Here is an 11,828-nt window from a genome sequence, read left to right as displayed (position 1 = left end):
GGAAAAATTTCCTTCCGGGAATTACCAAAGCTCCAGGCGCTGGTTCTTAGGAATGAACAGCTTGTCGCCCTGCTTTACACCAAATGCCTCATACCATGCATCGATGTGAGGAAGCGCACCATCAACACGCCACTTGCCGAGAGAATGAGGATCATTCTTTACGCGGTTGCGGATTTCCTTATCAGTAATGTTCTGTCCCCAAACACCTGCATAGGCAAGGAAGAAACGCTGGTCAGGAGTGAAACCATCCTTGTTCTTCAATGGCTTCTTGGCTGTAGCATTCTTGAAGGCATTGTATGAAACCATCAAACCACCGTGGTCGGCAAGGTTCTCGCCGAGGGTGAAACGGCCGTTGGCATTCAGATCAGGCAATACCTTGATGTTGCTGAAGAAATCAGCATACATATCAGCACGCTTGTTGAAACCTTCTGCATCAGCAGGAGTCCACCAGTCCTTCAGATTACCGCTAGCATCATACTGACGACCCTGATCATCGAATCCGTGAGTCATCTCATGGCCGATTACTACGCCGATAGCACCATAGTTGAATGCTGCATCAGCCTTAGGATCGAAGAAAGGATACTGGAGAATACCAGCTGGGAAGCAAATCTCATTGGTAGTAGGATTGTAGTAAGCGTTCACGGTCTGAGGAGTCATGAACCACTCATCCTTATCTACTGGCTTTCCTGCCTTCTTTGCAATCTCCTTATCGTTGGCAAACTTGCGGCAAGCCAATACGTTCTCATAATAGCTCTTAGATGGGTCGATGCTGAGCTTGCTGAAATCAGTCCACTTGTTAGGATAACCAATCTTTACATAGAACTTGTCGAGCTTGTTGTGAGCAGCTTTCTTTGTTACATCGCTCATCCAGGTCTGAGCATCGATACGCTGACCGAGGCTGATCTGAAGATTCTTCACGAGTGTCTCCATCATCTTCTTAGAGCTTTCTGGGAAATAGCGCTTGCAGTAGATGCGACCGAGTGCCTCGCCCAACTGAGCCTCTACCTGAGTAGTAGCGCGCTTCCAAAGAGGATAATCCTCCTTACGGCCACTCATAGTCTTGCCGAAGAATTCGAAACGGGCTTCGCGAATCTCATCGCTGAGGTAAGAAGCAGAACTACTGATGATGTCCCACTCCATCAAAGCCTTCAATGTGCCTGCACATTCTGCAGCTGCCACCTTGTCATAACCGGCGAAGAAAGCAGGCTGACCTACGATCATCTCCTTGAGATTTTCGCTCTTGATTCCCTCGGCGTTGGCAAGTGCCTCGAGAGGAATGTTAGGATAATTCTCCTTGAATTCTGCCAAGGTCATCTTGTTGTAGTTGGCCTGAGGATCACGAAGTTCGGTACGGCTCTTTGAGAAAGTAGCGAGCGTTGTTTCGTGAAGGAATACGGCAGAAGCCTTCTTGGCAGCTTCATCAGCAGAGAAACCGTAGAGCTGGAACATCTTGCTGAGGTAAGTCTTATAAGCCTCACGGATAGCTACAGTTGCAGCATCGTTGTTGAGGTAATAATCCTTGGCACCGAGAGTAAGACCGCCCTGCATCAGGATGTATATGTTCATGGTTACGTTCTTCTCATCAGCATCGAAACCTGAGACATAGCCCAAACCGAGACCCATCCATGCATACTTAACCTGAAGCTTCTGAAGCTCTTCCTTGGTCTTGGCAGCTTCAATCTCATCCAACAGAGGCTTTACTGGAGCGATTCCAGCCTTGTTGCGGCTGTCAACATCCATAGAGAGTTTGTAGAAATCAGACAATTTCTGCTCAATGGTTCCAGCCTTGTAAGTCTTCTTCTGGAGTTCAGAAAGAATGGTGTTGATGCGCTTGTTGTTGTTCTCAGCCAGCTGGTCAAAACTGCCATAACGGCTGTAAGCGGCAGGAAGAGGATTGTTCTTCTGCCATCCGCCTGTAGCAAACTGATAGAAACTGTCTGCTGGCTTCACTGTCTGGTCGAGATTGCTCATGACAAGACCCGATTTATTCTGAGCATCAGCGCCTAATGGCAGAGCTGCGATCAGCATCATCGGTAAGATCATTTTCATTTTCATTTTCTTCTCTTTATTTTATATTAATGTTACTATTATTTCGAAACTTCTTCCAGTTCTTCCGAAAGGAGCATCCAGCGCTCGTTCTCCTCATCGAGACCCTTCATGAGTTCGGTGTATTCAGTCACGAGTTCCATGTTGGTTGCATTTTCCGGTTTCATCAGGAGTTCATCAATCTCCTTCTTTCTCGCTTCCAGTTTCTCAATCTTCGCCTCACATTCCTTCACGGCTTTCTCAGCCTTACGGATCTTCTTCTGCTGTTCCTTATGTTCAGCGTAGCTCTGCTTGCCGGATGTGGCAGAGGCAAGACTGTCGGCTGTAGAACCGGATGCGACAGAAGAGCCGGAAGTATTGGCAGAAGGCGAACCGGCAGAAGCCATGCTCTGGTTGGCAAGAGCCTGATTGATGTTCTCGGCATTATGGGCACGGAGATAATCGTAAATACCACCGAGATGCTCACGAACCTTGCCGCCGCCAAACTCATAGACCTTATCTACCAGACCATCGAGGAATTCACGGTCGTGGCTCACGATGATGGCTGTTCCATCGAAAGCCTTGATGGCTTCTTTCAGCACATCCTTCGACTGCATGTCGAGGTGATTGGTAGGCTCATCGAGAATGAGGAGATTCACCGGTTCGAGCAGGAGCTTGATCATAGCCAGTCGGCTGCGTTCTCCTCCACTCAGAACCTTGACAAACTTCTCGGAAGTCTCGCCGCCAAACATGAAGGCGCCCAGGAGATCGTTCACCTTCAGACGCATTTCGCCTGTTGCCACATTGTCGATAGTCTGGAAGATGGTAAGATTCTCATCCAAGAGCTGCGCCTGGTTCTGGGCGAAATAACCAATCTGCACATTATGACCAATCTTGAGAGTTCCGGTGAAAGGAATCTCACCCATGATACATTTTACCAGGGTAGACTTACCTTCGCCGTTCTTACCCACGAAAGCCACCTTTTCGCCACGCTTGATGGTAAAGGTAACATGGTCGAAGACGGTGTGTGCGCCGTAATCTTTGCGCACCTCATCACAGATAATAGGATAATCGCCACTTCTGAGACAAGGAGGGAATTTGAGGTGCATCTGCTTGTTGTCAACCTCATCCACCTCGATAGGCACGATTTTCTCGAGCTGCTTGATTCTGCTCTGCACCTGAACCGCCTTGGTAGGCTTGTAGCGGAACCGCTCGATGAAATCCTTGATGTCGGCAATTTCCTTCTGCTGGTTTTCGTAAGCACGGAGCTGCTGCTCGCGGCGTTCGGCACGCAACACCACATACTCATCGTATTTCACCTTATAGTCTTCTACCCTTCCGCAAGTAATTTCGAGGGTACGGTTAGTTACATTGTTGATGAAAGCACGGTCGTGGCTCACCAGAACCACAGCCTTGGCACTCTGCGCCAGGAACTGCTCCAACCACTGGATACTTTCAATATCAAGGTGGTTGGTAGGCTCATCGAGGAGCAGGACATCAGGTTTCTGCAACAGAATCTTGGCAAGTTCGATACGCATTCGCCAACCGCCGGAAAACTCCTTGGTTGGGCGCTCGAAATCATCGCGCGTAAAGCCAAGACCGCTTAAGGTGCGCTCTATCTCAGCCTCATAGTTTTCGCCACCCATCATCATGTAGCGTTCATGTTCCTGGGTAAACTTCTCTACGAGCTGAGCATAGCTTTCGCTCTCATAGTCGGTGCGGTCGGCCATTTCTTGCTGCATCTTGTCCAGACGCGCCTTCATCTCGGTATTATGGGCGAAAGCCTTGCGGGTTTCCTCCTTCACGGTCGTATCGTCCTGCAGTTTCATCACCTGTGGCAGATAGCCGATAGTGGTTTCGTTAGGAATAGCCACAACGCCAGCTGTAGGTTTCTGCAAACCGCAGAGAATCTTGAGCATCGTAGATTTTCCGGCACCATTCTTACCCACCAGGGCAATGCGGTCGCGGTCGTTGATGACGAAACTTACATCATGAAAGAGAGGCTTGACGCCAAACTCTACTTTCAGTCCTTCTACTGAAATCATCTATTTTAATTTATAATTTACAATTAATAATTTATAGTTTTCCTAACTCCTTTTACGGAATGAGCAGGGATGAATCTCCATAGCTCAGGAAACGGAAATCATGCGAAAGAGCATAATCGTAAACCTTCCTCCAATCGCCCTTGAGGAAAGCACTCACCAGAAGCAGGAGCGTACTCTGAGGCTGATGGAAATTGGTGACCAGCATCTTCACAATCTTATACTGATAGCCAGGAGCAATAATAATCTGCGTGCTGGAATGGAGAGCCTCCAAGCCGTTGCGGTCCAGATAATCGATGATTGCCTGGATAGCCTGCATCGGAGTGATTCCATCAACCAGATTGCCATCTTCAGAAAGCTCGTAAGGATCCCACTGTTTTACGTGCAGATCTTCTTCGTTTGCCTCAGGATGCTTCAGCAGATGAACGCCCATGTAATAGAGGCTCTCGATGGTACGGACGCTGGTGGTTCCTACGGCAATGACCCGGCACTCGTGCTTGATGAGTTTTTCCAGACTGCGACGATGAACAACAATGTATTCCGTATGCATCTGATGACCTTCGATTTCAAGACTCTTCACCGGTTTGAATGTGCCGGCTCCTACATGTAGGGTTACTTCTTCGCGGTCGATTCCATGCGCATCAAGATCCTTGAGAACTGCATCGGTAAAATGAAGTCCAGCAGTTGGAGCAGCCACACTTCCCTTGATTTTAGAATAAACCGTCTGATAGGTGGTCTTGTCGCTCTCCTCAGTCTTGCGGTTGAGATATGGAGGAATAGGCAACTCGCCTACTGCTTCGAGAATCTCAGCGAAAGACACCTTGTCGTTGTCCCAATCGAAGTCAACCCAATAGTTGGTTCCTCCGCCTTTGGCAACCATTTTCTGCGCCTCAGAACCGAGAGCATCTCCGCGTCGCATAGTAGCGCTGAGCGTAAGCTTGTGGCCCTTGATTTCGAAATCACGCTTCAGGGTGCCCTCTTTCCATTTCTTCAGATTACCGATCATGCAGAGCCAGGAACAATGTCCGGTGGTCTGGAACATGAGTTCATAATCAGTAGGTTCTGCAGGCTCCATCAAGAAAACCTCAATAAGCGCACCTGTTTCCTTGCGGAAATGCAGACGCGCTTGTATCACCTTGGTATTGTTGAATATCATCAAGGCTCCTTGAGGGAGATATGTGGGAAGATGATGGAAAACATCATCGCTTACCTCGCCGTGCTTATAGACCAGCAGTTTGCTGTGGTCGCGCTGGGCGATAGGGAATTTTGCGATGCGCTCATCCGGTAAATCATAGTTATAATCACTAATCTTAATGTGTTTTGTATCCATTATTTATTTTACTTTTTGAACTTTCTATTTTGAACTTTTATTTCTGTACTAAAGATATGCCATCTGGCAGGTGGCATAAAACACAACCATGATAAGGGTAAATATCACTACAGTCATGATTTTATCTACATCATCATAGTCGTACCCCGTACTCGTATACTGGTTGGAAATATACTTAATCTTTGGGGAGATGCGGTAATACATCTTGTTGTAGATAAGATAAACGACAACTCCTACCACAGCTCCGATAGCCAGACCGCAAAGAATGTCGACCGGATAATGAACACCCAGGTAAAGACGGGTCCAACAGTTCACGAGCGACCATAATAACAGGGTCCACGTTACCAGTTTGCTGCGGATGAGCAACGAGAAGAAGATGGCTAACGAAAGCGTATTGGCTGCATGAGCCGAACAGAAGCTGAAACTCTTGAGGCGCATATTGTCAACCACCTGAACCGTATACTTGAACATCGGGTCGCTGGAAGGTCTGCATCTTTCAGCCAGCGGTTTAATGATTCCATCCACCAGTCCATCAGCCAGAAAGATACAGAGCAATGCTCCTCCTACCACGAGCGCAATCTGGCCCATCATCTCGTTGTTTCTTATCACAACAACGAAGAGGACGATATAAAGCGGAATCCATGTCCAGCCCGACGTAAGCGCCATCGCCATCTGATCGAGCCAGACATTCTCGCTGCCGTTAAACACATGCAACAGCTGCATGTCAAAATCTTGTATCCTACTAAAATCCATTCTCTTTATTTTAATCAGATTTCCTCTATTGCCTTGGTTTCAATCCAGCCTTCTCTGCCATCTCCTACCTTGATTCCACGCCAGCCTTTCATCGCCTTATCGGTAATATCAACTCGGGTTCCTTCATGCAGCAGGAAGAGGTCAACGCTCGTCTTGGCTGGAGTCTTCTTCACATTGACAGAAGGAGCAATGATGATGGCTCCCGTACGGTTGATGAGCATCTGCCGCTGCTGGTAAGCAAAGAGATTGCTCAGCAGGAAGACTGCCACGAAGAAGATTCCACCGAAGAAACCAATCTTGCGCAAAACGATATGCGAACCGAAGAGATAAACCAAGACCAAAACCAGTGCCATGATGATGGCTATGATGCCTGTCTTAGCCCAACAGTCAACACTCGTAAAGTTAACCAGCGCCTTCCACCAGGTTACGAAGAACATCTCGCTTTCCGGAGTAATCTTATCGATGGTCTTGCTACGTGCAAACTGCAGGTTGAAGCTGATGTCTTCATCGCCTGGCGAGAGCAGATGGGCACGCTCATAATTGAGCACAGCCTTGGTAATATTGTCTGTACGGTAATAAGCATTGCCCAAGTTATAGTAAACTTCGGCAGAAACACCATAGTTGTTCAATATTTCCTCATAGTCGCGTATGGCCTGCTGATAGTTACCTTTCTGATATTCCGTATCAGCATTGTTCTTGGTTACAGCGCCTGCAGAAACCGAGCAGCCCAACAGCATCATGATCATCAAGACGAAAGAATATCCGGTTGCACTCTTCTTACGCTGCTTACGCGTTGCATTGATAGCATTTTCTATATCCATAATAGCAGTCATTGCTGATTCGAATGTACGGTTCATATTGCCGGCAGGGTCGCCCGGCGCATAGCGTTCAAACTCACATTCATCGAGCGCAGTTGTAAACTTCTCAATAGTTCTCTCCTCTACACAATGTTTTTCGAGCATAGCCTGAATGTTTTCACGTGAGAGCTTTTCGGCAGGCATGTTGAGCTTGTAGCTTACATAGCCCCACAAAGCACGGAGCACTTCATCGTAGAATTCTTCCTGCTTGCCACCGAGCATCAGCAGATGAGCCTTCTTCAGGCGCTTGGTTGCTATCTTGTTTGCCTTGTTGGAACGGACCTTCACCAAGTCGGCATTCTCGAGAGCACGGCGGCGGAAAACAATGAGCAGGGCAAAGAAGGCTGCCAATGGAACCAGCAGACTGGTCCAGTAGCCGAAGCTTCCGTAGAACATATCGTCAATATCATGGAGCTTAGACTTGCCCAGTTTCAGCGCATGAATGTCCTTATCCTTGTTGCTGAAATCTGAGGTTTCATTGTCTGAAGTTCCATCGCCCTTATCTACATTCAGCGTAAACGGCTGGGTCTTAATTGTCTTGTACTTGTTAGCCGAAGTATCATAATAGGTGAATTCTACCGCAGGAATGGTATAATTTCCCTGATTACGAGGCACAGCCAGGAAGTCATAAATCATATTGCCTTCTACGCCATTGGCTGTAAGGCGGGTCTTGTCTGTCACCTTCGCATCGTACTTGTCAAAATCCTTAGGGAAGGTAATGACAGGCTGCTTGAGCAACTTCAGGTTTCCGATTCCTCCTACCACTACACGAATGGTGATTGGTTCGCCAGCCTTTACTTCCTTCTTGTCGATGGAAGCACTAATATTAAATTTACCTACACCGCCCGAGAAGTTGGCAGGGCGCTGAGGCAATGGATCAACCTGAATTTTCACACTAGGAGCAATAATATCTTTCTTTACTTCAACATAGCCAGAACCGCCATTGAAGAAAGCTTCCATCGGGTCAACGTTTCTGTTCTGCTGAACTACGATTCCCTTGAAGGTAATGGCTGGAATAGTGAGGTTTCCCGTCATCTGCGGATACATGACATACTGGCTCCATGTAACGCATCGGTAAGGTCGGCCGTTTACGGTTTCAGTATGGAAAGTCTTCTGCTGAGGCAGCGGAACTTCCTGGTTGTGGAATCCCTTCAGGTCAGGCATCTTGCCTTCCAGCTGGGTAAGGTCTACCTGCGTATAAACCTTATAAGTAAGGAGCACCGGTTCCTGTTCGTGAACACGTCGCTTGTTGGCTGTCACCTTGATGAAGAGGTCGCTGCCTGATATTCTTGATCCGGCTGTTCGCATGCGTGGTTCATTATAATCATTCTGTCCGTGCATGGAAGGAGCGCCGTTGTTGCGTGCAGCATGGCCAGAAACCGTAATCTTAACCGGATGGGAAGAGAGTTTCTTACCATTTACGATGGCATGAGAGGCACCAATGCCAAAGGTTCCGTTCTTAGCTGCGTAGAGCGTATAGGTAATGGTTACCGACGATGAAGAGGAAGTATGGCCATTGATCATCTGATAACTGGACTGCGATGAGGTGTAAGGACCTGCGATTACCTCAAGTCCTTCTCCTACTCCGCCCAGGCGGAATTCCTCTACATCACGTGTATTGATGGTATAGGCCACACGGAAGTTTTCTCCCGCCGCCACGTGTGTTGGTGCCGACACACTGATATGCTGGGCTTTCAGCTGCAAACTGAAGCCCAGAAGCATTGCCCATATAATAATAAACCAACCTATATGTTTCATCTTCTAAATTTATTATGCTCGTTGTATTATTTTACTTTTTACCAGTTTTTCTCATATTGCTTTCTGCGAGGCTGACTCATCGCTTTCTGCATCTTGCGCTTCGTATCCTTCTCCTGCTGGATGGCAGCGTTCAAGAGTTGTTCAGCATTATCTTTGCTCATCTTGTCCTGATTGTTCTGATTCTGCTGATTGTTCTTATTCTGGTTGTTCTTGTTTTTATCGTTCTTATTCTTGTCTTTATTCTGATCTTTGTTCTGATCCTTATTCTGCTTGTTCTTGTCCTTGTTTTTATCCTTTTTGTTCTTGTTCTTATCGTTCTGCTTGTTCTGCTTCTGGTTTTTAAGCAGTTTCTTGCAGAGGGCAAGATTATATCGGGTTGCATTGTCCTGCGGATTGCAGCGCAGGGCGTTCTCATAACATCCTATGGCCTGCGCATATTGCTGATGCTGCTGCATGACCACACCCATGTTGTGGTAACTTCTGGCGCGTCGCATCTTGTTCGTTTCCAGTTTCGAAGCATTCTCAAACTGTATCATCGCCATAGAATCCTTCTGCTGCATCATCAGGGCGCAACCCAGATTATAGACAGCCTGCGCATTCTTCTGGTTCTTGGAGATAGCCTTGCGATATTGCGTTTCGGCTGCAGACCACTTCTGTTTATGATAGGCGCGGTTTCCCTGGCGGATGAAGTTGCGGTCGTTCTGCGCTCCCACCTTCGCCAAGCCCAGCACCATCAGGGCAAAAACCAATATATATCTTAAATATCTCATTCCTATTATATAATAATGTATAAACGTTTATCAGAAAGGCTTCCTGATGTCTTTCTTAAAAAACTTGATGTTTCTGAGCAGAGGATTCTTTACCTCAAGCAGACAGATTTCGATGATAAGCAACAGGATGACGAGAATACCTACAGCCTGGAACTGTTCATCATAGGCGCTGTAAACCACACTCGTTACATCACCTTTCTGCAATTTGGCAATATCATCATTCAATGCTCTTTCCGCATCGCTGGTATTATCTACATGAATGTACTGACCCTTGCCAGCCTGGGCAAGTTCCTTGCACATCTGCTCATTCAGGGCGGTCATTACGGTGTTGCCCGCATTGTCCTTCAGATAAGAGCCGTCGCCCATAGGGATTGGCGCTCCCTTGGTGTTTCCTATGCCCAGTATAAAGACATTGATTCCTTTCTTGTTGGCAGCAGCCGCTGCCTCCTGTGCGCCAGGCTCATGGTTTTCGCCATCAGTAATAACGATGATGGCTCTGCCCACATTCTCCTGCTGGGTGAAACTCTTGGAAGCCAAATCGATGGCTGCTCCGATATTGGTTCCCTGGGTCTGGATAAGACCAGGGGTTATGTTCTGGAGAAACATCTTTGCCGAAACATAATCGGTGGTGATTGGCAACTGCACGAAAGCATCGCCTGCAAAGACGATAAGTCCAATCTTATCGTTATTAAAGTTGTCGACCAGATTTTCGATAAGCATCTTACTCTTGTCCAAACGGGATGGAACCACGTCCTGACAGAGCATGGAATTTGAAATATCGAGGCAGATGATGGTTTCAATACCATGTCGCTTATCGTGAGAAATCTTGCTGCCCATCTGCGGGCGAGCTACCATCACGATGAGAAGCGCCAAGGCTGCGAGCATCAGCACAAACTTAACTGTTGGGCGATATTTGGAGATGTTGGGCATGAGCTGTTTCAGAAGTTCCGGATCGCCGAGCTTCTTCAGTTTAGCCTTTCTTCTTCTCCATCCTATCAGTCTGATCAGAATCAGTACTGGTATAATCCACAACAGCCAGAGAAATATAGGATCTTCAAATCTTAACATTTTCTATTCTAATTATATCTTCTATTCGATTATCCGATAATCAGTAAAATATCTCCGATAACTGGTAAAATATCTCCGAAAGATAGCAAAATATCTCCGAAAGATAGCGGAATATCTCCGATAATCAGTAATGGCTCAGTATCCGGATTACGGAATTCTTCTGAACCAGGTGATGCGGAGCAGGATTTCTACCAGCAATACCAGGAGAGCTGCCAGGGCGAATGGCTGATAAGCTTCATATCGCTTAGCGAAATGCTTGACATTAAACTTGGTTTTCTCCAGTTTATCAATGTCCCTGTAAATCTTCTTCAGCTCATTATTGTTCGTTGCGCGATAGAAATTACCATCGGTTGTCTGCGCAATATCACTCAGCGTCTTCGTATCTATCTCTACCGGAATGTTGACGTACTGTACTCCTCCTGCCACAGGCATTGGATAAGGAGCCACCTTGTTGGTTCCTACACCGATGGTGTAAACGCGGATTCCGTAGCTCTTGGCAATCTCTGCAGCGGTCATTGGCGAGATTTCGCCCATGTTGTTACTGCCGTCGGTAAGAAGAATCACAACCTTCGATTTTGACTTAGAATCCTTCAGGCGGCTCACGGCATTGGCGAGTCCCATTCCCACTGCAGTTCCATCGTCAATCAGTCCCCGGGCGGCAATATCCGTACGGGTTGCCTGCAAGAGGCGCAACAGACTGGCATGATCGGTTGTCATCGGGCACTGAGTGAAGGCTTCACCGGCAAAGATAGTCAGACCGATGTTGTCGTTCGGTCTTCCCGAGATGAATTCTGTTGCCACATCCTTAGCCGCTTCCATACGGTTCGGTCTCAAATCTTCGGCAAGCATAGAGGTGGAAACGTCCATCGCCAACATAATGTCAATGCCTTCCACCGTCTTGTTGTCCCAAGCCGTATGCGTCTGCGGACGAGCCATCGCACAGACGATGAGCACGAAACAGATGCATCTCAGCACCATCGGCAGATGGATGAGACGCACACGCAGGCTCTTCGGAGCATATTGATACTTTTTCGTGTCGCTCATGCGCATGGTTGGCGCATTCTTCTTCCTGTAGAGGAAATACCATAATATATAAGGTATCAGCAACAGGAGCAACAGAAAATAGCCTTTACTTGCAAATTCCATTTCTATATTTTTCTATTTATAGCCAGGCAAAGAGTTTCGGAATAAACCGCTTTGCCCGGCGAAACGTTTCATAAGAACA

8 protein-coding genes are annotated in these 11,828 nt (G+C 47.3%); all 8 read right to left on the bottom strand.

All coding sequences use genetic code 11. From position 1 onward, the window contains the following. Positions 1–21 precede the first annotated feature (21 nt). Entirely contained in the window at positions 22–2,055 is a 2,034-nt protein-coding gene (locus NNC77_RS11180) for a M13 family metallopeptidase (protein ID WP_254971034.1), read from the bottom strand. Positions 2,056–2,087: 32 nt separating this feature from the next. Then, the gene (locus NNC77_RS11175; protein ID WP_254971032.1) at positions 2,088–4,070 is read right to left on the bottom strand and encodes an ABC-F family ATP-binding cassette domain-containing protein; all 1,983 of its coding nucleotides are present in this window, start codon (positions 4,068–4,070) and stop codon (positions 2,088–2,090) included. A gap of 52 nt (positions 4,071–4,122) precedes the next feature. Further along, complete coding sequence (locus NNC77_RS11170; protein WP_254971030.1) at positions 4,123–5,397, bottom strand: S-adenosylmethionine:tRNA ribosyltransferase-isomerase; 1,275 nt, start codon at positions 5,395–5,397, stop codon at positions 4,123–4,125. Between the two features lie 48 nt (positions 5,398–5,445). Beyond that, positions 5,446–6,150, bottom strand: coding sequence for a phosphatase PAP2 family protein (locus NNC77_RS11165; RefSeq protein ID WP_254971028.1), 705 nt, complete (start codon positions 6,148–6,150; stop codon positions 5,446–5,448). 14 nt (positions 6,151–6,164) lie between these two features. Continuing rightward, complete coding sequence (locus NNC77_RS11160; RefSeq protein WP_254971026.1) at positions 6,165–8,765, bottom strand: BatD family protein; 2,601 nt, start codon at positions 8,763–8,765, stop codon at positions 6,165–6,167. Positions 8,766–8,803: 38 nt separating this feature from the next. Beyond that, entirely contained in the window at positions 8,804–9,535 is a 732-nt protein-coding gene (locus NNC77_RS11155; protein WP_254971024.1) for a tetratricopeptide repeat protein, read from the bottom strand. A 30-nt stretch (positions 9,536–9,565) separates the two neighbouring features. Further along, entirely contained in the window at positions 9,566–10,603 is a 1,038-nt protein-coding gene (locus NNC77_RS11150) for a vWA domain-containing protein (protein ID WP_006846683.1), read from the bottom strand. Between the two features lie 147 nt (positions 10,604–10,750). Then, entirely contained in the window at positions 10,751–11,749 is a 999-nt protein-coding gene (locus NNC77_RS11145) for a vWA domain-containing protein (protein ID WP_006846684.1), read from the bottom strand. Positions 11,750–11,828 lie beyond the last annotated feature (79 nt).

The organism is Segatella copri (genome assembly GCF_024330485.1).
GTDB classification, from domain to species: Bacteria; Bacteroidota; Bacteroidia; order Bacteroidales; family Bacteroidaceae; genus Prevotella; species Prevotella copri_L.
This window is presented reverse-complemented; position numbering and strand designations above follow the sequence as displayed.

Coding starts and splice junctions, on each gene's coding strand:
- NNC77_RS11180 (WP_254971034.1), bottom strand. CDS start 2,055: ATGAAAATGAAAATGATCTTACCGATGATGCTGATCGCAGCTCTGCCA.
- NNC77_RS11175 (WP_254971032.1), bottom strand. CDS start 4,070: ATGATTTCAGTAGAAGGACTGAAAGTAGAGTTTGGCGTCAAGCCTCTC.
- NNC77_RS11170 (WP_254971030.1), bottom strand. CDS start 5,397: ATGGATACAAAACACATTAAGATTAGTGATTATAACTATGATTTACCG.
- NNC77_RS11165 (WP_254971028.1), bottom strand. CDS start 6,150: ATGGATTTTAGTAGGATACAAGATTTTGACATGCAGCTGTTGCATGTG.
- NNC77_RS11160 (WP_254971026.1), bottom strand. CDS start 8,765: ATGAAACATATAGGTTGGTTTATTATTATATGGGCAATGCTTCTGGGC.
- NNC77_RS11155 (WP_254971024.1), bottom strand. CDS start 9,535: ATGAGATATTTAAGATATATATTGGTTTTTGCCCTGATGGTGCTGGGC.
- NNC77_RS11150 (WP_006846683.1), bottom strand. CDS start 10,603: ATGTTAAGATTTGAAGATCCTATATTTCTCTGGCTGTTGTGGATTATA.
- NNC77_RS11145 (WP_006846684.1), bottom strand. CDS start 11,749: ATGGAATTTGCAAGTAAAGGCTATTTTCTGTTGCTCCTGTTGCTGATA.